Annotated in this window: 18 protein-coding genes; 16 read left to right on the plus strand and 2 right to left on the minus strand. The window is 62.7% G+C overall.

All coding sequences use genetic code 11. The features are described 5' to 3' along the window. Nucleotides 1-56 precede the first annotated feature (56 nt). The 15 genes from AC25Z0_RS10945 to nrdF all read left to right on the plus strand — a co-directional run bounded on the left by AC25Z0_RS10945 (nt 57) and on the right by nrdF (nt 18,702). Nucleotides 57-1,484, plus strand: a complete 1,428-nt coding sequence (locus tag AC25Z0_RS10945) for an MFS transporter (protein WP_488133243.1) — start codon at nt 57-59, stop codon at nt 1,482-1,484. 367 nt (nt 1,485-1,851) lie between these two features. Then, nucleotides 1,852-2,562: an L-ribulose-5-phosphate 4-epimerase gene (locus tag AC25Z0_RS10950; protein ID WP_488133244.1), complete on the plus strand. Its 711-nt coding sequence runs from the start codon at nt 1,852-1,854 to the stop codon at nt 2,560-2,562. Nucleotides 2,563-2,749: 187 nt separating this feature from the next. Continuing rightward, a complete protein-coding gene (gene chvE, locus AC25Z0_RS10955) occupies nt 2,750-3,829 on the plus strand; it encodes a multiple monosaccharide ABC transporter substrate-binding protein (protein WP_488120441.1) in 1,080 nt (359 codons plus the stop codon). Between the two features lie 95 nt (nt 3,830-3,924). After that, a complete protein-coding gene (mmsA, locus tag AC25Z0_RS10960) occupies nt 3,925-5,454 on the plus strand; it encodes a multiple monosaccharide ABC transporter ATP-binding protein (RefSeq protein ID WP_488119685.1) in 1,530 nt (509 codons plus the stop codon). A 34-nt stretch (nt 5,455-5,488) separates the two neighbouring features. After that, on the plus strand, nt 5,489-6,730 hold the full coding sequence (gene mmsB, locus AC25Z0_RS10965) for a multiple monosaccharide ABC transporter permease (protein ID WP_488119686.1): 1,242 nt from the start codon (nt 5,489-5,491) through the stop codon (nt 6,728-6,730). Between the two features lie 352 nt (nt 6,731-7,082). Beyond that, nucleotides 7,083-8,081 (plus strand): type IV toxin-antitoxin system AbiEi family antitoxin domain-containing protein, encoded by a 999-nt coding sequence (locus AC25Z0_RS10970; protein ID WP_488133245.1) that lies wholly within the window; start codon nt 7,083-7,085, stop codon nt 8,079-8,081. A 372-nt stretch (nt 8,082-8,453) separates the two neighbouring features. Continuing rightward, nucleotides 8,454-9,434, plus strand: a complete 981-nt coding sequence (locus AC25Z0_RS10975) for an ABC transporter substrate-binding protein (protein ID WP_488119688.1) — start codon at nt 8,454-8,456, stop codon at nt 9,432-9,434. Nucleotides 9,435-9,555: 121 nt separating this feature from the next. After that, the gene (locus AC25Z0_RS10980) at nt 9,556-11,145 is read left to right on the plus strand and encodes a sugar ABC transporter ATP-binding protein (RefSeq protein WP_488119689.1); all 1,590 of its coding nucleotides are present in this window, start codon (nt 9,556-9,558) and stop codon (nt 11,143-11,145) included. Continuing rightward, complete coding sequence (locus AC25Z0_RS10985; protein ID WP_488119690.1) at nt 11,142-12,173, plus strand: ABC transporter permease; 1,032 nt, start codon at nt 11,142-11,144, stop codon at nt 12,171-12,173. Before AC25Z0_RS10980 ends, AC25Z0_RS10985 begins: the two co-directional genes overlap by 4 nt. Further along, nucleotides 12,170-13,228 (plus strand): galactofuranose ABC transporter, permease protein YjfF, encoded by a 1,059-nt coding sequence (gene yjfF, locus AC25Z0_RS10990; RefSeq protein ID WP_488133246.1) that lies wholly within the window; start codon nt 12,170-12,172, stop codon nt 13,226-13,228. Before AC25Z0_RS10985 ends, yjfF begins: the two co-directional genes overlap by 4 nt. Before the next feature lie 153 nt (nt 13,229-13,381). Beyond that, on the plus strand, nt 13,382-14,419 hold the full coding sequence (locus AC25Z0_RS10995) for a LacI family DNA-binding transcriptional regulator (protein ID WP_488133247.1): 1,038 nt from the start codon (nt 13,382-13,384) through the stop codon (nt 14,417-14,419). Between the two features lie 415 nt (nt 14,420-14,834). Further along, on the plus strand, nt 14,835-15,068 hold the full coding sequence (gene nrdH, locus AC25Z0_RS11000) for a glutaredoxin-like protein NrdH (protein ID WP_488133248.1): 234 nt from the start codon (nt 14,835-14,837) through the stop codon (nt 15,066-15,068). Nucleotides 15,069-15,154: 86 nt separating this feature from the next. Beyond that, nucleotides 15,155-15,556 carry a class Ib ribonucleoside-diphosphate reductase assembly flavoprotein NrdI gene (gene nrdI / locus AC25Z0_RS11005; protein ID WP_488119694.1) on the plus strand — a complete coding sequence of 134 codons (402 nt, stop codon included), beginning with the start codon at nt 15,155-15,157 and terminating at the stop codon, nt 15,554-15,556. Nucleotides 15,557-15,579: 23 nt separating this feature from the next. After that, complete coding sequence (nrdE, locus tag AC25Z0_RS11010; RefSeq protein ID WP_488133628.1) at nt 15,580-17,685, plus strand: class 1b ribonucleoside-diphosphate reductase subunit alpha; 2,106 nt, start codon at nt 15,580-15,582, stop codon at nt 17,683-17,685. A 42-nt stretch (nt 17,686-17,727) separates the two neighbouring features. Continuing rightward, a complete protein-coding gene (nrdF, locus tag AC25Z0_RS11015) occupies nt 17,728-18,702 on the plus strand; it encodes a class 1b ribonucleoside-diphosphate reductase subunit beta (protein ID WP_488119695.1) in 975 nt (324 codons plus the stop codon). A 179-nt stretch (nt 18,703-18,881) separates the two neighbouring features. Here the strand turns inward: nrdF and AC25Z0_RS11020 are convergent, their stop codons facing one another. Beyond that, a complete protein-coding gene (locus AC25Z0_RS11020) occupies nt 18,882-19,187 on the minus strand; it encodes an NIPSNAP family protein (RefSeq protein ID WP_488133249.1) in 306 nt (101 codons plus the stop codon). 229 nt (nt 19,188-19,416) lie between these two features. Here AC25Z0_RS11020 and AC25Z0_RS11025 point away from each other — a divergent pair, with 229 nt between their 5' ends. Next, nucleotides 19,417-20,010, plus strand: coding sequence for a TetR/AcrR family transcriptional regulator (locus AC25Z0_RS11025; RefSeq protein WP_488133250.1), 594 nt, complete (start codon nt 19,417-19,419; stop codon nt 20,008-20,010). Nucleotides 20,011-20,025: 15 nt separating this feature from the next. Here AC25Z0_RS11025 and AC25Z0_RS11030 read toward each other — a convergent pair whose 3' ends face one another. Next, nucleotides 20,026-20,730, minus strand: coding sequence for an ABC transporter ATP-binding protein (locus tag AC25Z0_RS11030; RefSeq protein ID WP_488133251.1), 705 nt, complete (start codon nt 20,728-20,730; stop codon nt 20,026-20,028).

Here is a 20,730-nt window from a genome sequence, read left to right on the forward strand (position 1 = left end):
AGTGGCGTGTGCCATGGGCGGTGACCGACGACACCAGAACCGTGCAGAATGGCACTATGAGCGATGGCGACACAGCGGGCACGAACACGTCCGACGGCGGAGGTGGGGTACTCAGTCCGACGTATCGCTGGATCAGCATCGGAATGTGCGCACTCATCCTGCTTGCAGCATTCGAATCGCTTGCAGTCACGACGGTGATGCCCGGTATCAGCGCCGAACTCGGCGGCGAATCCCTCTATGCGCTCGCCTTCGCAGGGCCGCTGGCGATCAGTGTCGTCGGGATGGTCGTAGCCGGCAACTGGTCTGACTGGCGCGGGCCGCGTGGTGCAGTGCTGGCTTCTGTTGTCCTGTTCGCGATCGGCCTGATCGTCGCGGGAACGGCGAGCTCAATGGCCGTGCTGGTGGTCGGCCGGCTCATTCACGGATTCGGCGGTGGCGCTCTCACTGTCGCCCTGTACGTGATCGTGGCGCGGGTCTACCCGGAGCACTTGCAGCCGCGGATCTTCGCCGGCTTTGCTGCAGCGTGGGTGGTTCCCTCGCTGATCGGCCCGTTCATTGCCGGTGTCGTCGCGGATACGTTCGGGTGGGAGTGGGTATTCCTCGGGGTCGTTGCGCTCGTCGTTCCCGCCGTGGCGATGGTGGCACCGGCGATGCGAGGACTGGGGGAGAAGCCCGGCCCAGAGGCGCCGTCGTGGAGCGTTGCGCGCATTGCCCTGGCATCCTGCGCCGCGGTCGCCGTGCTGGCGCTCAACCTGTCAGCCGGACTCCAGGGCTGGATCTCCTGGGTTGTCCCTGTCGTCGCGATCGTGCTGCTCGCCGTCGTGATCCGCCCGCTGCTGCCGACCGGAACGCTGCGCGCTGCACGAGGCTTGCCGAGCGTCGTGCTGCTGCGCGGGCTCATTGCCGGCGCATTCTTCGGCGCCGAGATCTACATCCCGTACCTGCTCTCAGACCAGTACGGGTTGTCGGCCTCCATGGCCGGACTGGCGCTGACCGTCGGCGGCGTCATGTGGGGCGCCAGCTCGCAGGTGCAGGGACGCTATGCGACACGGCTCACCCACCGACTGTGCTTCCGCATCGGGTCTGTCCTGCTCGGCTTTGCCCTTGTGGTGGCGATCGTTGTCCCCATCCTCGGCATATCGGCCTGGATCCTCATCGTCGGCTGGGGCGTGGCCGGCGCCGGCATGGGCATCATGTACCCGCGCACATCGGTGATGGCGTTGCAAACGTCGACGCCAGACAGCCAGGGCTTCGTGAGCTCTGCCATTTCAATTTCGGATGCCATCGGCTCATCAACATCGCTCGCCCTCTCGGCCATCGTCTTCATTTCCCTCGCCCCGCTCGGCGGCGTCTGGCCGTTCGTCGGCTGCTTCGGACTGGCCGCGCTGTTCTGGCTGCTGAGCATTGCGGCCGGCCGGCGCGCGACCGTTGCCACCCCTGCCGCAGGCCTCACGACGACGGTGCCGAGAGCGGTTGTGCAGTAGGCAGGCGGGCTCCGCCGACGCCAAACGACCCTGATTCTGGCCTTTCGCCGCCGTCAGTCAGGCGGCAGTTACACAACCGAGACATTTCCAACTTGACAGGCAAATGCCCCATGCGACTAACATGGGCAGGCGGCCAATGTGAACGGTCACATTCTGGTGAACCAGCATCGACCGCACCACAGCATCGCCTAGCACCACAGCAAGTTCACCCGCAATGTCGCACCAGGTAACCACCACGCGTCAGACAAAGGAGTCGTTTCGTGAGTACGTCCGCCCGCTCGTCCCAGTTCGCTGGGCGCAACGACGGTGCGCTGTATCTCCGATCGACTGATGGCGTCGGCGTTGTTGCCGGAGCCGAGGCACGCGCATGAGCACCTACGGCCCCCAGATCGAAGTCGCCATCGCCAGAGTGCGCGCCGACATCGCCCGCCTGCACGCCGAGCTGACCCGCAACGGCCTGGTCGTCTGGACCGGCGGCAATGTCTCCGGCCGGGTGCCGGGCGCTGACTTGTTCGTGATCAAGCCGTCTGGCGTGAGCTACGACGATCTCGCGCCGGAGAACATGATTCTCTGCGACCTCGACGGCACGGTCATCCCGGGCACGCCGGGCGCCGACCGGTCGCCGTCGAGCGACACGGCCGCGCACGCCTATGTGTACCGCAACATGCCGGAGGTCGGCGGGGTCGTGCACACGCATTCCACGTATGCGACGGCGTGGGCGGCGCGGGCTGAGGCGATTCCGTGTGTGATCACGGCGATGGCCGATGAGTTCGGTGGGGAGATCCCTGTTGGTCCGTTTGCGATCATCGGCGATGACTCCATTGGCCGCGGCATCGTGGAGACGTTGACCGGCCACAGGTCGCGTGCGGTGTTGATGGCCAACCATGGCCCGTTCACCATCGGCAAGGACGCGAAAGATGCGGTAAAGGCCGCCGTCATGGTCGAAGACGTCGCCCGCACGGTGCACATCGCCCGGCAGGGTGGCGAGCTCGTTCCGTTGCCGCAGAGCGCCATTGACTCACTTTTTGATCGTTACCAGAACGTCTACGGACAAGCTCCGCAGGGAGCGCTCTCGTGAACGATAAAGCCACCACCGTGCGTGACATCACGCATCAGGTGCGTTGGAACCCGGCCCGCCATGCCTTGGCACCGGGCCTGTAATCACATCTGTCCACCCACTCGCACAAATCAATGTTGATAGAAAAACTCGAAAGGGAACCACAGTGAAGAAGAAAGCACTTCTCGCAACTCTGGCCGCTGGTGCCATGATCATGTCACTGGCTGCTTGCTCCGGAGGCTCCGGCGATGCAGCCGACGGCGCCGGCGACGGCGGACTCGTTGGCGTTGCAATGCCCACGAAGTCTTCAGAGCGTTGGATCCAGGACGGCAACGCCGTCAAGGACCAGCTCGAGGCACAGGGATTCAAGGTTGACCTGCAGTACGCAGAAGACGACATCCCGACCCAGGTCTCACAGATCGAGAACATGATCACCAAGGGCGCAGAAGCCCTGATCATCGCCTCGATCGACGGCACCACGCTCACCAGCGTGCTGCAGGAAGCCGCAGACAACGACATCCCCGTCATTGCCTACGACCGCCTGATCCGCGACACGGACAACGTTGACTACTACGCAACGTTCGACAACTTCAAGGTCGGACAGCAGCAGGCATGGTCGATGCTCAACGGACTCGGCCTGACCGAGCTCGACGGCACCGCAACCGCCGATGCTCCTGCGGGCCCGTTCAACGTCGAGCTGTTCGCCGGCTCGCCCGACGACAACAACGCCACGTTCTTCTACAACGGCGCAATGGATGTCCTCCAGCCGCTGATCGACGACAAGACGATCGTCGTCAAGAGCAACCAGACCGACTTCAACACGGTTGCAACGCTCCGCTGGGACGGCGAAACCGCCCAGAAGCGCATGGAGAACATCCTGACGTCGACGTACTCCGACGGCTCGAAGGTCAACGGCGTTCTGTCCCCGTACGACGGCATCTCACGAGGCATCATCTCCGCTCTGACCGACGCCGGATACTCGGTGGGCGCAGAATGGCCGATCATCTCCGGCCAGGACGCTGAGCTCGACTCCGTCAAGGCAATCGTCTCAGGCGAGCAGTTCGCCACCATCTTCAAGGACACCCGCAAGCTCGCCGAGGTCGCAGTCAACATGACCCTCGCGCTGCTGAACGGCGAAGAGGTCGAGGTCAACAACACGACCGACTACGACAACGGCAACAAGGTTGTTGACTCCTACCTGCTGGACTCGGCCATCGTGGTCAAGGACAACATCACGGAGCAGCTGGTTGACAGCGGCTACTGGACCCAGGCCGAGATCGACGGCTAACACCCGAATGCGACAACCCGGTGGGGCACGCGAGTGCCCCACCGGTGAGTCATCTCACTCCCCAGCTCTACTGCACTACTGAGAGAGGCACGCAAGTGACCACCAACATTCTCGAGATGCGCGGCATTACCAAGACGTTCCCCGGCGTCAAGGCGTTGCAGGATGTCACGCTCAACGTCGGCCGCGGCCAGGTTCACGCCATCTGTGGCGAGAACGGCGCAGGCAAGTCCACGCTCATGAAAGTACTGAGCGGGGTCTATCCGTTCGGTACGTACACCGGCGACATCGTCTTCGAAGACGAGGTCGTCGAATTCCGTGACATCACGGACAGCGAGGCCAAGGGCATCGTCATCATCCACCAGGAGCTGGCCCTCAGCCCGTACCTCTCTATTGCAGAGAACATCTTCCTGAACAACGAACAGCGTGGTGCCTTCGGCCTCATCGACTGGAACAAGACAAACCACGAAGCGGCGAAACTGCTCGCGCGCGTCGGCCTTCGCGAGAACCCCACCACGCGCATCCTCGACATCGGCGTCGGAAAGCAGCAGCTGGTCGAGATCGCCAAGGCACTGTCGAAGCGAGTGAAGCTCCTCATCCTCGACGAGCCGACCGCCGCGCTCAACGACGAAGACTCCGATCACCTGCTCGACCTGATCCAGCACCTCAAGGAGCAGGGGATCACGTCGATCATCATCAGCCACAAGCTGAACGAGATCAAGAAGGTCGCCGACTCCGTCACCGTCATCCGTGACGGCAAGACGATCGAGACGATCGCCAAGCAGGACGTCACCGAAGACCGCATCATCAAGGACATGGTCGGGCGCGACCTCGAGCACCGCTACCCGGATCACACGCCGAACATCGGCGACGAGATCCTGCGCGTTGAGGAATGGACGGCCCACCACCCGCAGGATGTCACGCGCGTCGTGGTCGACAACGTCAGCCTGAACGTGCGCAAGGGTGAGATCGTCGGCATCGCCGGCCTCATGGGTGCAGGTCGCACCGAGTTCGCCATGAGCCTCTTCGGTCGCTCGTACGGCACCCGGATCTCAGGGCGCGTCTACAAGAACGGTGTCGAGATCAAAACCCGTTCGGTAGCTGAGGCCATCGACAACGGGCTGGCGTACGCCACGGAAGACCGCAAGCAGTACGGGCTCAACCTGATCGAAGACATCCAGCGCAACATCTCGATGGCGTCGCTCGGCAAGCTCAGTCGCGGCGGCCTGGTCGACAGCAACGAAGAGTTCAAGGTTGCCAACGAGTACCGCAAGAGCATGAACATCAAGGCTCCCTCTGTACTCGCCAAGACCGGCAAGCTCTCCGGCGGCAACCAACAGAAGGTTGTGCTGTCGAAGTGGATCTACTCAGACCCGGATGTCCTCATCCTGGATGAGCCAACGCGCGGCATCGACGTGGGCGCGAAGTACGAAATCTACGCGATCATCAACCAGCTCGCGGCGCAGGGCAAGGGCATCATCGTCATCTCGTCTGAGCTGCCTGAGCTGCTCGGAATCAGCGACCGCGTCTACACAATCTCAGAGGGTGCGATCACGGGCGAGTTCCCGATCGAGACGGCGACGCCGGAAACCCTCATCAAGCACATGACCATGGAAAAGGCTCGCTAGCCCGCGGCTAGTGAGACATAAGGAGAAAACACCAATGAGTGATCTCGAGAACAAGCCGGCTGTTGAGACGGCCGCGGGTGCCCTCGTCAACCCGAGTGCCTCAAAAGTCGGATCGTGGTTCAGCCACGTGGTCAGTGACCTCGGCAAGAACGGCATCTTCATTGCCCTCATCGTCGTCGTCGTACTGTTCACGTTCCTGACCGACGGCATCCTGCTGCGCCCGCAGAACATCTCCAACCTGATCGTGCAGAACGGGTACATCCTCGTGCTGGCGATCGGTATGGTCATGGTGATCATCGCCGGCCACATCGACCTCTCCGTTGGATCGGTTGCCGCCTTCGTCGGTGCCGTGTCTGGTGTGTTCGCGGTGAGCTGGGGACTGCCATGGTGGCTGTCAATCATCCTGTCGCTGCTCGTCGGTGCCCTCGTGGGTGTCTGGCAGGGCTTCTGGATCGCGTATGTCGGCATCCCGGCGTTCATCGTGACGCTGGCCGGCATGCTGATCTTCCGTGGCCTTGCGCTCGCGGTACTCGGAAACGCCAACATCGGTTCATTCCCCGAGCAGTACCGTGCACTCGGCAACGGCTTCCTGAACAACGTCTTCGGTGAGTTCGAACTCGATCCGCTGACCCTCGGTATTGCCGTGATCGCGATCATCGCGCTTGTCGTTCAGCAGGCACGAACCCGTGCCGGACGTGCCAAGTACGGCCAGGACGTCGAACCCCTCGTGTGGTTCGTCGCCAAGCTCGTTCTGATCGCCGTGGCCATCGGCCTGTTCGGCTGGGCACTTGCCTCGTACAAGGGCATCCCCGTCACACTGATCGTGCTCGCCGTGCTGGTTCTCGTTTACGGCATCATCATGAACCGCAGCGTCTTCGGTCGTCACATCTACGCCATCGGTGGCAACCTGCACGCCGCTGAGCTCTCTGGCATCAAGACCCGCAACGTCACCTTCTGGCTGTTCGTCAACATGGGTGTGCTGGCCGCTCTGGCCGGCCTCATCTTCACCGCTCGCCTGAACCTGGCTGGCCCGAAGGCCGGTGACGGCTTCGAACTCGAGGCCATCTCAGCGGCCTTCATCGGTGGCGCTGCAGTAACGGGTGGTGTCGGCACCATCGGCGGCGCCATCATCGGTGGCCTGATCATCGGTGTGCTGAACAACGGTATGTCGATCATGGGTATCGGCATCGAGTGGCAGCAGGCCGTCAAGGGCCTCGTGCTGCTGCTGGCCGTCGCGTTCGACGTCTACAACAAGCGTCGCGCAGGCGGTCGCTAAGCCCCGCCACAGACCGCGGGCGATTCGGGGGAATCGTTCGCGTCAGAAGCCCCGCCGCCTTTGGGCCGCGGGGCTTCTGTGTGTCTGTGGCGGTCATGCGCTGTCAGTGGAGCAGCCATGCGGACGATGCGCGGGTCAGCCCGTGCCCATGCCTGTGCCCGGCGTGGCTCGTGCAATCCTGGCGCGCGGTTTCCCGGTGGGCGCGCGCTTTATCGCGCGCCCACCGCGTTTTCGCGCGCCCAGCCTTCGCGCCGAGGTAACGCAGAGTCCTGCACAGCGGATGCCGATGCGATCTGTCCACAGATCGTGCGCTGCGAGCGCTCGGCATGGTGCAGCGAGTGCACCGTGAGGCATGCCTGATTTTCTTGAGACTGCAGCCGCCAAAAACGCGGAACTGATTCCCGCCGCCTCATTGAAGCGATTGGGCGTCTCGACGCACACGGTGAAGTCGCTTGTTGAGCGGGGAGAACTGGTGCGGGTCAGGCAGGGGGTCTACGTCGATGGAGAGCGCTGGGCATCAGCGAAAGCCGACGAGCGCTACCGACTGTTCGTGGGTGCGACGCACCACCTTGCACAGCGACCCGTCGTCGTGTCGCACGAATCCGCGGCAGTGTTGCATGGGCTGCCAACAATCGGCGCCTGGCCGAAGACAGTTCATGTGATCGACTCGACGGCATCGGGCGGGAGCAACGCCCGGTTCATCACCAGGCACCGCAGAGTGTCTGCGCCTGACACCGTGCAGATCGGCGCGATCGCCGTCACGTCACTGGCGCGAACCCTCGTTGATGTAGCGATAACGGCAAGTTTCCTTGTCGCCGTCACCATGATTGACCACGCGCTCCGCAGTGAGAGAGAAAGAGTGGATGCCGCGCAGAAGCGCGGCATCCGCGCACCGGTGACCCTGACGAAGGCCGACCTGTATGCCGAGCTGGCGCCGGGCCTTTCCGTCGCACGGCGCGCGAAAGCAGAACGGGCCATCGGCTTCGCAACGGATTTGTCTGCGAATCCCGGGGAGACACTTGGTCGAGTTCGCATGTATGAGCTGGGGTTCGAGGTGCCCGAACTGCAGGTGTGCTTCGCGAACGTCGGCGGGCATACCTACTGGGTCGACTACTACTGGCGGCGCATTCGTAAGATTGGCGAGTTCGACGGCACGCACAAGTACACGCGCGGTGCGGTGCTTGGCGACCGCGACCCTGCTGAGGTTCTTTTGGCCGAAAAGGCACGAGAGGATGCGCTGCGCCATGACCCAGGTTGCGACAGCTTTGACAGGTGGGATTGGGACACGGTGATCTCCCCGCGTCGCTTTCACGCCTTCCTCGTTGCGCATGGGGTGCCGCGCGCGCGATGAGGCGCTGGGTGCAGACATCCTGGCGCGCGGTTTTCCGCTGGGCGCTCGGTTTATCGCGCGCCTGCCGGGATTTCGCGCGCCCAGACTTGCGCGCGCCCCGCCCGCCCGCCCCGACGAGCCCGGCTCGGGAGGTCGACGGCGCAGGCAGGCCGCGCGCGGCATCCGCTGCCGTTTTATGAGCGCTCACAATGCGCCGGCATCCGCTATGCAACGAACAGGTAACGAATGTGGCGCAAAATGTGATCCCCCCATTGTGAGCGCTCACAATTCGGCGCTAGCATGCCATCACGGTCAGAATGAACTGCCCGCCCGGCCCCAGGTCATCGCAGCATCAGTCTTCGCCGGGAACGCTGAACAAGGAGGTTTAGTCAGATGAAGAGACTCATCACTGCGGTTGCCGCCAGTGCCATGATCATCGCCCTCGCGGGCTGCTCAGGCACAGACGCCGGCTCGACAGGTGAAGCCAAAGACCCGAGCGAAATCGTGGTCGGGTTCGCCCAGGTCGGCGCAGAAAGCGGATGGCGCACCGCCAACACGAAGGACATCCAGGACGCATTCGCTGAGTCCGGCATGGAACTCAAGTTCTCGGACGCCCAGCAGAAGCAGGAGAACCAGATCAAGGCGATCCGCTCCTACATCACCCAGGGCGTTGACGTCATCGCGTTCTCGCCCGTCGTCGAAACCGGTTGGGATGCCGTGCTCAAGGAAGCACAGGATGCCGAGATCCCGGTGGTCCTCACCGACCGCGCTGTCGACTCAAAGGATGACTCGCTGTATGTGAGCTTCCTCGGATCCGACTTCATCGCAGAGGGCAAGAAGGCCGGCGACTGGCTGGTCGCTGAGTACAAGGACCAGACCGACCCGGTGAAGATCATCCAGCTCGAGGGCACAACGGGCGCCGCCCCGGCCATCGACCGCGCAGAAGGGTTCGCCGACGTGATTTCGGCAGACCCGAAGTTCGAGGTTGTGGCATCGCAGACCGGTGACTTCACGCGTGCCGGTGGCAAGCAGGTGACGGAAGCACTCCTGAAGTCGAACCCCGACGTTGACGTGATCTACGCACACAACGACGACATGGGACTCGGCGCGATCGAAGCGATTGAAGCGGCCGGACTTGTTCCTGGCCAGGACATCAAGATCATCACCGTTGATGCCGTGAAGGATGGCATGCAGGCCCTGGCCGACGGCAAGATCAACTTCATCGTTGAGTGCTCACCGCTCCTCGGCAAGCAGCTGGTCGATATCGTCAAGCAGGTCGTTGCCGGCGAAACCCCGGAGAAGCGCATCATCACCGAAGAGACGACATTCACCCAGGAGCAGGCCATCGAGGCGCTCCCAGACCGCCAGTACTAGGCGCAAAGCGCAGATCGCGGGCCGAGTGGTCGAACCACGACCATCCGGCCCGCGGAACCCGTTATCGCCGCATCCGTTCCACTCGGCCGCATCCGTTTTCACTGAAGAAAGCAGAACCGGTATGACCGTAGAGACACCCGTTGTCGACATGACCAACATCTCGATCTCGTTCCCTGGCGTGAAGGCGCTCGACGAGGTGAGTTTCCGAATGTTCCCCGGCGAGGTGCACTCGCTGATGGGGGAGAACGGCGCCGGCAAGTCGACGCTCATCAAGGCGCTGACCGGCGTGTACTCCGTCGACAGCGGCACCATCCTGCTCGACGGGACGTCCGTGTCATTCGCCGGACCGGCGCAGGCGCAAGAGGCCGGCATCAGCACGGTCTACCAGGAGGTCAACCTCCTCACGAATCTCAGCGTTGCCGAGAACATCATGCTCGGCCGCGAGCCCCGACGCTTCGGCGGCATCGACTGGCGTGCCACCCGCAAGCGCGCGGCTGAGCTGCTCACGCGACTCCACCTCGACATCGACCCAGGGTCACTGCTCGGCTCGCACTCGCTCGCGGTGCAACAGCTCGTCGCCATCGCCCGTGCCCTCGACGTGCAGGCCAAGGTGCTCGTGCTCGACGAGCCGACATCGAGCCTTGATGCCGACGAGGTCACTGAGCTATTCCGCGTCATCCGCTCGCTGAAAGAAGAAGGAGTGGCAATCCTCTTCGTGTCGCACTTTCTCGACCAGGTCTACGAGATCTCCGACCGGCTCACGGTGTTTCGCAACGGCAAGCTCGTCGGCGAATACCTCACCGACGAGATCCTGCGCATCGACCTCGTGCAGAAGATGATCGGCAAGGAAATCGCCCTCCTCGACGACCTGCAGAAGAAGACGCACGACCAGAGTGTTGCCGACGACGAGGGCGAAGTGCCATTCATGCAGGCGATCGGGTTCGGGCGCAAAGGCGCCATCGAGCCGTTCGACCTCCGTATTTACGAGGGCGAGGTCGTCGGCCTTGCCGGTCTGCTTGGATCGGGGCGCACCGAGCTGGCCCGCATCCTCGCGGGCATTGATCGACCGGATGCCGGCAGCCTCGCCGTCGGCGGCCGACAGAGCAAGTTCCGCACACCCCGTTCGGCTCTGGCCCGCGGTGTCGCATATTCCTCCGAGAACCGGAAGGCAGAGGGTGTGGTCGAGGACCTCACGGTGCGCGACAACATCGTTCTCGCCCTGCAGGCTGACCGCGGCTGGTTCCGCCCGATTCCGAAGAAGCGGCAGGATGAACTCGCGGCCAGCTACATCCAGGCGTTGAACATCCGCCCGGCCAACCCCGACGCCCTCGTGAAGAATCTCTCCGGCGGCAACCAGCAGAAGGTGCTGCTGGCCAGGTGGCTTGCTGTCGCGCCCCGGCTGCTGATCCTCGACGAACCCACCCGCGGTATCGACGTCGGTGCCAAGGCAGAGATCCAGAAGCTCGTCGTGAACCTCGCAGAGAACGGCATGTCCGTGATCTTCATCTCCGCCGAGCTCGAGGAGGTGCTCCGCCTCAGCCACCGCATCGGCATTCTGCGCGACCGGCGCCTCGTGGCCGACATCAACAACGACGATGTGAGCGTTGACAGCCTGCTCGCCATCATCGCTGACGGCTCCGTCGCCGACGAAGCACCACGAGCATCGACCAACGGGTCTGACAATTCCTCTCTGACAGGAGCAACAACGTGAGCAAGGTATTCGCCAGCCGCCTGTTCTGGCCCGTCGTGATGCTGCTGGTGCTGTTCGCCATCAACCTCATTGCGTTCCCCGGCTTCTTCAACATCACGGTCAAGGACGGCCACCTGTTCGGCAGCCTCGTCGACATCGTGCGCAACGGGGCGCCGACGCTGATCATCGCTGTCGGCATGACGCTCGTCATCGCGACCCGCGGCATCGACCTCTCCGTCGGCGCCATCTGCGCCATTGCCGGCGCGGTGGCGTGCTCGATCATCCTGGGGTCCGACAATCCAGGCAGCATCACGACCGTCATCGTCGCGGTGACCGTCGCCATCCTGATCTCGCTCGTGCTCGGCATGTGGAACGGATTCCTGGTGGCCGTGCTCGGCATCCAACCCATCATCGCGACCCTCATCCTGATGACGGCCGGCCGTGGCGTTGCGATGCTCATCACAGAGGGCCAGATCCTCACGGTGAACAGTCCGCCGTTCAAGGTGCTCGGCACCGGCTTTGTGCTCGGCCTGCCGATCGCCGCGGTCATCGCCGCCGTGATCTTCGCCCTCGCCGCCCTCCTCACCCGGCGTACAGCGCTCGGGATGCTGATCGAATCGGTCGGCATCAACCCGGAGGCCAGCCGCCAGGCCGGTGTGCGCTCGCGCGGCCTTGTGTTCACCGTCTACACCTTCAGCGCCCTGTGCGCGGCGATCGCCGGCCTCATCCTCACCTCAAACCAGACAGCAGCGGATGCCAACAACACCGGCCTGTTCATCGAGCTCGACGCCATCCTCGCCGTCGTCATCGGCGGAACTTCCCTGGCCGGCGGCCGCTACTCGCTGGTCGGCACACTGGTGGGAGCCCTCGTCATCCAGACGCTGGTCACCACGGTGTACACCGTCGGCATCCCGCCCATCGCGACCATGGTGTTCAAGGCAGCGGTGGTCACCATCGTCTGCCTGCTGCAGTCGCCGACCACCAACGCAGCGTTCGCGCGATGGCGCCATGCCCTGACGTCCTCCCGGAAGGAGACGGCCACCTCATGAGCACCCTGACCCAGACACCCACTCCGGCCCAGGGCCCGGCTCCGAGACCGCCTCGGGCAACCGCAAGTCCCGTCAGCCGATTCCTCAGCGCGGTGCGAGGCCTGTTCACCAGTCCGAAGTACGGTCCCGTGCTCGTCACCCTGGTGCTGCTCATCCTGATCTTCGCGCTCGGTGGCAGTCGCTACCGTGGCTTCCTGTCGGGGCCGGTCATCCTCAACCTCTTCGTCGACAACGCGTACTTGATCGTGCTCGCCGTCGGGATGACCTTCGTCATCCTCACCGGCGGTATCGATCTCTCCGTGGGCGCTGTCGTCGCGCTGTCGACCATGATCGCGGCCAGCCTGTTGCAAGCGGGGTGGGAGGCGGGCGTCGTGATCCCGCTCATCCTCGTCACCACGTCGACGCTCGGATTTTTGGTCGGGCTCATGGTGCACGTGTTCAAGATCCAACCATTCATCGCCACCCTGGCGGCCATGTTCCTGGCCAGGGGTCTCTGCTACGTGATCAGCAACAACTCGATCACCATCGACAACCCGTTCTTCGTCGCTCTCGCACAGACCCGGATTCCTGTCGGGCCGAGGATGAGCATCAACGCCAGCGTCATCATCGCGCTGGTCGTCGTGGCCGTCGCCTTCTATGTGTTGCACTACACGCGCCTCGGCCGCACCGTCTATGCGATCGGCGGGGGAGAGCAGTCCGGCATGCTGATGGGCTTGCCCGTCGCCCGCACGAAGGTGCTGGTCTACGTGATCAGTGGCTTCTGCTCTGGCCTTGCGGGGGTGCTCTTCACCTTCTATACGCTCTCCGGCTACAGCCTCACCGCCGTCGGCACCGAGTTGGATGCCATCGCGGCCGTCGTGATCGGCGGCACCCTGCTCACCGGCGGCTACGGATTCGTACTCGGCTCAGTGCTCGGCGTGCTGGTGCTCGGCACCATCCAGACCATCATCACCTTCGAAGGAACGCTGAGCTCATGGTGGACCCGCATCTTCATTGGCGTGCTGCTGCTGGTGTTCATCATCCTGCAGAAAGTGCTGACGAAAAGGCGGCGATAGCGGATGCGACGTGGTCGGGTGCGATATTGCCGGTCGCGATGCTGGTTGCGACGTGGCATCAGTAGTGAAATGGCACGGAGTCGGGCGCCGGACACGGGAGAATAGGCCATCAATGTGTAGTGTCATGCGCCACGGCAGGAGCCAATGAGTCAGGTGAGTACGGACGGCGAACGGGTACGCGTTGCGAACATCTTCGACGTGGCGCGGCTGGCGGGAGTGTCTCACCAGACGGTATCTCGCGTGCTCAACGACCTGCCCAATGTGCGCCCGGCCACACGTCTCCGCGTCGAACAGGCCATCACGCAGCTGCGCTACCGGCCGTCGCCCGCAGCCAGGGCCCTCGTTACCCGGCGCTCCCGCACCATCGGACTGATTACGACGGGCGGTCCTGACTACGGGCCGTCGAGCACGGTGCTTCGGTTCAACGAGGCTGCCAGGCAGGCGCGGTACGCCGTGAGCATGGCCAGCATGCTGGAGTCTGACCCAGAGTCACTGCGCTCGGCCGTCGAGCTGTTGCTGCGCCAGAACGTCGAAGCCATCGTGCTGATCGCCGCACACCGGGGAGCGCTCGACGCCGTCAGGGGAGTGGAACTCGGGGTGCCGCTGGTCGTCGTCGAGTCGAGTGGGCGCAGCGGATTCCACAGCGTGGGCATCGACCAGTATCACGGTGCGCGAACGGCCGTTGGGTACCTGGCAGAGCTCGGGCACACGAGCATCCTGCATCTGGCAGGGCCGGCAGATTCAATGGATGCCACCGAGCGAGTTCGCGGCTGGCGCGACGAGCTGAATGAGCGCGGCCTCATCGCACGCGAGGCGATGTGGGGCGACTGGACACCGGCCAGCGGATACCGGTTCGGCGCGATCCTCGCGGACTCTGTCACCGCTCCCGACAGCGCCGGGTTCACCGCCGTTCTGGCCGGCAACGACCAGATGGCCCTCGGATTCATGCACGCCCTCACCCAGCGGGGCTTCCTGGTGCCGCGCGACGTCAGCGTGATGGGCTTTGACGACATCCCGGAAGCCGAACATTTCACCCCGCCGCTGAGCACCATGCGACAGGATTTCAGCGCGCTCGGACGCGACATCATGGCGTCGCTGCTGGCGATCCTGCAGGACGAGGAGTCTCCTGATCCGCCCACCGTTGCACCAGAGCTGATCATTCGCGAGTCCACCGCACCGCCTCGGGTTTAGCGCAGGTCGAGCGCGGTTTCGGCACGAAAATTACCCGCGCGCGGCATCCGCTGGAATGTCGGTGGCTAGTGCAAGACTGTCTCCAGCAACACAACATGTAGTGGTTTACCGACACGCCGACGTGTTATCCACAAGCAAAATAGTTTGAAATCGTCTACCTGTGGATAACTTCGCAACGAGCCGCGGAAAATGGCCTCTCTCGAGGACGTGAGCTGTTGACAACCGGTGGACAACCCGTGGATAACTACATATTTGTAATTACTGCATGTTGTGCCCGTTCCTATCTGCGATCACTAGATGTAGTATTAGAAGTCCAGTCGGCGACATCGTGAATGTCTTGAATTCCGGTCGCTTGACTCCACTATTGAACTGCTGGTTCAGCTAAGAAATCAGCTCAGAAGAGAGGGCCAGCGCCATGGCAATCACGGTCTACACGAAGCCATCCTGTGTGCAGTGCACCGCGACGTACCGGGCTCTCGACAACAAGGGCATCGAATACAACATCCTCGACCTGTCGGCCGACGAGGGTGCCCTCGAAGCCGTTAAGGCTCTCGGCTACCTGCAGGCTCCCGTCGTCATCACCGACGAGGACCACTGGTCAGGCTTCCGCCCCGACAAGATCAACGAGCTCGCTGCACGTCTGGCGTAAGCGCCTATTCAGCAGCACCACCACAAGCAGTACAAGTACAAGCGCAAGCAGTACTCGCATCACATCGGCACGCGAGGGGGTGTTCTATGGCCGAGTTAGTTTACTTTTCGAGCGTTTCGGGAAACACGCACCGGTTCATAGAGAAACTCGGTCGTCCCGCTACACGCATTCCGCTCTACGCGCGTGAAGAACCTCTGCGCGTTAAAGAGCCATACGTGCTGTGCCTTCCCACCTACGGTGGCGGCAACGGTGCAGGGGCAGTGCCCAAACAGGTAATCCGGTTTCTCAACGACCCGATCAACCGATCACTGATTCGCGGCGTCATCGGCGCCGGAAACACAAATTTCGGTGAGGCATACGGCATCGCCGGGGACATCATTGCCGCCAAGTGCAAGGTGCCCTGCCTCTACCGATTCGAAGTATTTGGAACCCCGGATGATGTGCGCATCGTTCACGAAGGATTGGATTCATTTTGGAAGCAACTGTGATTGACGCACCAAGCGGTCTCGGAATGGATTACCACTCCCTGAACGCGATGCTCAACCTCTACGGCCCGAACGGCGAGATCCAGTTCGACAAGGACCGCGAGGCTGCGCGCGAGTACTTCCTGCAGCACGTGAACCAGAACACGGTGTTCTTCCACAGCCTCAAGGAACGTCTCGACTACCTGGTGGAGAAGGAGTACTACGAGCAGGCAGTGCTCGACCAGTACTCGTTCGAGTTCATCACGAAGCTCAACGACCTGGCCTACTCGAAGAAATTCCGCTTCCAGACCTTCCTCGGTGCATTCAAGTACTACACCTCGTACACGCTCAAGACGTTCGACGGAAAGCGTTACCTCGAGCGCTTCGAAGACCGCGTCGTCATGACTGCACTCGGCCTCGCTGCCGGTGACGAGGCGCTCGCCGTCAACCTGGTCGAAGAGATCATCGCCGGTCGTTTCCAGCCGGCCACCCCGACCTTCCTGAACTCCGGCAAGGCACAGCGCGGCGAGCTCGTCTCCTGCTTCCTGCTGCGCATCGAAGACAACATGGAGTCGATCTCCCGCGGCATCAACTCGTCGCTGCAGCTCTCGAAGCGTGGTGGCGGCGTCGCCCTGCTGCTCTCCAACATCCGTGAGGCCGGCGCACCGATCAAGCAGATCGAGAACCAGTCCAGTGGCATCATCCCCGTGATGAAGCTGCTCGAAGACTCCTTCAGCTACGCCAACCAGCTCGGCGCCCGCCAGGGTGCCGGTGCCGTGTACCTGCACGCGCACCACCCCGACATCATGCGCTTCCTCGACACCAAGCGTGAGAACGCCGACGAGAAGATCCGCATCAAGACGCTGTCACTCGGCGTGGTCATCCCTGACATCACCTTCGAACTGGCGAAGAAGGGTGAGGACATGTACCTGTTCTCCCCATACGACGTCGAGAAGGTGTACGGCGTTCCGTTCGGCGACATCTCCGTCTCGGAGAAGTACCAGGAAATGGTCGACAACCCCCGCATCAAGAAGTCGAAGATGAAGGCCCGTGACTTCTTCCAGACCCTCGCGGAGATCCAGTTCGAGTCCGGCTACCCGTACATCGTGTACGAAGACACCGTCAACGCTGCGAACCCGATCAAGGGCCGCATCAACATGTCGAACCTGTGCTCTGAAATCCTTCAGGTCAACACGCCGACCACGTACAACGAGGACCTCTCGTACAACGAGATCGGCAAGGACATCTCCTGCAACCTCGGCTCGATGAACATCGCCCTGGCGATGGACTCGCCCGACTTTGGTTTGACCGTTGAAACCGCCATTCGCGGCCTCAACTCGGTCTCTGAGCAGAGCCACATCTCATCCGTTCGGTCGATCGAAGACGGCAACGACAAGTCGCACGCCATCGGCCTCGGCCAGATGAACCTGCACGGATACCTGTCCCGCGAGCACGTGTACTACGGCAGCGACGAGGGCATCGACTTCACGAACATCTACTTCTACACGGTGCTGTTCCACGCGCTGCGTGCCTCGAACAAGCTCGCCATCGAGCGTGGCCGTGCCTTCGAAGGCTTCGAAGACTCGACCTACGCATCCGGTGCGTTCTTCGACAAGTACACCGACCAGGTGTGGGAGCCGGCAACGGCGCGCGTCGCAGAGCTGTTCGCGACCTCTGGGGTCACCATCCCGACGCAGGCCGACTGGGCAGCGCTGAAGGCATCCGTCATTGAGCACGGTATCTACAACCAGAACCTGCAGGCTGTACCGCCGACTGGCTCGATCTCGTACATCAACAACTCGACGTCGTCGATTCACCCGATCGCGTCGAAGATCGAGATCCGCAAGGAAGGCAAGCTCGGCCGCGTGTACTACCCGGCGCCGTTCATGACGAACGAGAACCTGGACTACTACCAGGATGCCTACGAAATCGGTGCAGAGAAGATCATCGACACCTACGCGGCGGCTACCCAGCACGTCGACCAGGGCCTGTCGCTGACCTTGTTCTTCAAGGACACCGCCACCACTCGTGACATCAACAAGGCTCAGATCTACGCCTGGCGCAAGGGCATCAAGACGATCTACTACATTCGTCTGCGCCAGCTCGCGCTCGAGGGCACCGAGGTTGACGGCTGCGTCAGCTGCATGCTCTAGATCTGCTGCCCACTCGAATCTCTGGATAAAAGGAACACACTCATGATTGACAAGCTGAAGCTCGTCTCCCACGTTGACGCCATCAACTGGAACAAGATCGAAGACGAGAAGGATGTCGAGGTCTGGAACCGCCTCGTCAACAACTTCTGGCTGCCCGAGAAGATCCCGCTGTCGAACGACATCCAGTCGTGGAACACGCTCACTCCGGCAGAGCAGCAGCTCACCATGCGCGTGTTCACCGGGCTGACCCTGCTCGACACCATCCAGGGCACCGTCGGTGCCGTCTCACTGATTCCGGATGCCATCACTCCTCACGAAGAGGCCGTCTACACGAACATCGCGTTCATGGAGTCGGTGCACGCCAAGAGCTACTCGTCGATCTTCTCGACGCTCTGCTCCACGAAGGAGATCGACGAGGCGTTCCGCTGGTCGACCGAGAACCAGAACCTTCAGAAGAAGGCTGCGATCGTGATGGAGTACTACCAGGGTGACGACCCCCTCAAGCGCAAGGTCGCATCCACCCTGCTTGAGTCGTTCCTCTTCTACTCCGGCTTCTACCTGCCGATGTACTGGTCGAGCCACGCCAAGCTCACGAACACGGCAGACATGATCCGTCTGATCATTCGTGATGAGGCTGTGCACGGGTACTACATCGGGTACAAGTTCCAGAAGGGTCTCGAGAACGAGACCCAGGAGCGTCGCGATGAGATCAAGGACTACACGTTCAACCTCATGTTCGAGCTCTACGAGAACGAGGTGCAGTACACGCAGGACCTGTATGACGAGGTCGGTCTGACCGAAGACGTCAAGAAGTTCCTGCACTACAACGCCAACAAGGCGCTGATGAACCTGGGCTACGAGCCGATGTTCCCGAAGACGGTCACCGACGTGAACCCGGCGATCCTGTCGGCGCTCTCGCCGAACTCCGACGAGAACCACGACTTCTTCTCTGGTTCTGGCTCGTCGTATGTCATCGGCAAGGCAGTGAACACCGAAGACGAGGACTGGGACTTCTAGGTCTCCTGAATCACCATTGAAAGGGCGGATGCTTCGGCATCCGCCCTTCTTGTAGCTGTCTCCAGGACTGAGCTACCGCCCATCGACGATCGACATGAACCTGCGAAGGCGACGATGCCCCGAGGAATCGGCCTGTTGCGATGGCGGATGCCGCGGCATCCGTCATCGCAACATCCCTGCTATTCGAATACTGGTGAGAGAAAACGACGTTCGTAGCGGCGAATGCACTGCGTACGCCTAGCGAACTCGATTGCAGCGATGCACTCTGGGTCGGTGGATGCCGCCGTGCGGTACTGCTCGTAGGCAGCGAGCGAGTCGAAGGTGAAGAGCGCGAATGCTTCGTCGCTGTCGCCTTCGCTGGGCAGAAAGTACCCGTGATGTGTGCCGCCGAGCCTGTTGACGAGCCGGATCCACTCTTGGCCGTAAGTGCGAAAATCGTCGAGTTTGTCGGCGTCGATCTCATGGCGAAGGTGGATCGTGATCATTGAGGTTTCCGTCTCTGTGGGGTGGGCAGTGTCGCATCGATCTCATGCTCCCACCTTTGAAGTCAAGCGTCCCGCCGATTGGAGGCATAAAACGGAGGACGCGAAAGTCCGGGAAGATGCTCCCCCGGCACGCGTGTTGCGACCAGGAGGCGACGCCGACTTTAGCCAGCCAGACCGAGACCGCTCGATAGACTGGCGGAGCAATCGCAGGGTGAGGAGCATCAGGGGCATGCCGAAGATTTCCGCGCCGACCGTGGCAGAACACCGCAGGCGCCAGCGCGAGGCGCTCCTGACGGCCGCCACCGAGCTGCTCGTTCAGGGCGGCGTTTCTGCCGTCACCCCGGCGGCCGTGGGGGCTGCGGCAGGACTTGCCCGCCCCAGCGTCTACCAGTACTTCGACTCGGCCGCCGGCATCCTGGCGGCCATCATCGAGGACTCGTTTCCGCGCTCGAACGCCCAGCTTGCCGTCGCCCTCGACGGGCTCTCCGAGCCGCTTGAGGTGATGGACGCCTACGTGCGCGAGACGCTGCGCCAGGCCGCCGAGGGAGCGCACCGACCCGCCGCCGCACTGTCTGCAGCGCAGTTGCCCGACGCGTGCCGGGCCCGGCTGGCCGAGCTGCACCATGAGCAAATCGCGCCGTTCATGGGGGCACTGCAGCAACTGGGCGTTCCAGAGCTGATGATCACCGCGCGCCTGCTTGGCGGGGTGCTCGAATCGGCCATGGGTGCCATCGAGTCGGGTTCAGATGCGGATGCTGTCACCCGCACGACCATCGCGCTGGTCCATGCCGCGGTGCAGCCGGCCGGGTCGCTGCGCTCCTAGACGAAGGCCTCGACGTTAGGCGGCCACGGCCTCTGCTGCTTCGTGCACGCTCAGGTTGCCGTCGACCATGACCAGCACGCTGTCCATCAGGGGCAGGTGCGTGCGGTCGTGGGTCACCAGCAGGGTGGCGACGTTGCGCGTGCGGGTCAGCTCGATGATGAGCGCGATGATGGCTGCGCCGCGTTCCTGGTCCAGTGCGCTGGTCGGCTCGTCGACCACCAGAACAGACGGGTCGTTCATGAACGCGCGCGCGATGTTCACCCGCTGCCGCTCACCGCCGGAGAGTGCGTGCGGGCGCTTGTGCGCCTTCTTCTCCAGGCCGACGGCGGCGAGGAGTTCGAGTGCCTTCGCCCTGGTCTCGGCCTTCGATCGCTTGGTGGCGGTCGAGCCGAGGTGGCTCATCAGCTCAAGCTGCTCAAGTGCGGTGAGCGAGGCCAGCAGGTTCGCCTGCTGGAAGACGATCCCGATCTGGTCGCGGCGCAGTGCGGCAGTCTCACTGCGCGAGAGGCCGGCAGCGGCGGTGCCGTTGATCAGCACCGAGCCCTGCTGCGGGGAGATCAACGTGGAGGCCACGGCCAGGACGCTCGACTTGCCCGAGCCGCTGGGGCCGGTGATCGCCGTGATCTCGCCGGGCATGACGGTGAGGCTGGCCGCGTTGATCGCGGTGATGACGCCGTCGCCGTCGGGGTAGGTGAGGGTGACATCGCGAAGTTCGATCAT

Source organism: Leifsonia sp. Y862, from assembly GCF_057669585.1.

Coding starts and splice junctions, on each gene's coding strand:
- chvE (WP_488120441.1), top strand. CDS start 2,750: ATGATCATGTCACTGGCTGCTTGCTCCGGAGGCTCCGGCGATGCAGCC.
- mmsB (WP_488119686.1), top strand. CDS start 5,489: ATGAGTGATCTCGAGAACAAGCCGGCTGTTGAGACGGCCGCGGGTGCC.
- AC25Z0_RS11025 (WP_488133250.1), top strand. CDS start 19,417: ATGCCGAAGATTTCCGCGCCGACCGTGGCAGAACACCGCAGGCGCCAG.
- nrdE (WP_488133628.1), top strand. CDS start 15,580: ATGGATTACCACTCCCTGAACGCGATGCTCAACCTCTACGGCCCGAAC.
- nrdI (WP_488119694.1), top strand. CDS start 15,155: ATGGCCGAGTTAGTTTACTTTTCGAGCGTTTCGGGAAACACGCACCGG.
- AC25Z0_RS10980 (WP_488119689.1), top strand. CDS start 9,556: ATGACCGTAGAGACACCCGTTGTCGACATGACCAACATCTCGATCTCG.
- AC25Z0_RS10945 (WP_488133243.1), top strand. CDS start 57: ATGAGCGATGGCGACACAGCGGGCACGAACACGTCCGACGGCGGAGGT.
- yjfF (WP_488133246.1), top strand. CDS start 12,170: ATGAGCACCCTGACCCAGACACCCACTCCGGCCCAGGGCCCGGCTCCG.
- AC25Z0_RS10950 (WP_488133244.1), top strand. CDS start 1,852: ATGAGCACCTACGGCCCCCAGATCGAAGTCGCCATCGCCAGAGTGCGC.
- AC25Z0_RS11020 (WP_488133249.1), bottom strand. CDS start 19,187: ATGATCACGATCCACCTTCGCCATGAGATCGACGCCGACAAACTCGAC.
- AC25Z0_RS11030 (WP_488133251.1), bottom strand. CDS start 20,730: ATGATCGAACTTCGCGATGTCACCCTCACCTACCCCGACGGCGACGGC.
- AC25Z0_RS10970 (WP_488133245.1), top strand. CDS start 7,083: ATGCCTGATTTTCTTGAGACTGCAGCCGCCAAAAACGCGGAACTGATT.
- AC25Z0_RS10975 (WP_488119688.1), top strand. CDS start 8,454: ATGAAGAGACTCATCACTGCGGTTGCCGCCAGTGCCATGATCATCGCC.
- nrdF (WP_488119695.1), top strand. CDS start 17,728: ATGATTGACAAGCTGAAGCTCGTCTCCCACGTTGACGCCATCAACTGG.
- nrdH (WP_488133248.1), top strand. CDS start 14,835: ATGGCAATCACGGTCTACACGAAGCCATCCTGTGTGCAGTGCACCGCG.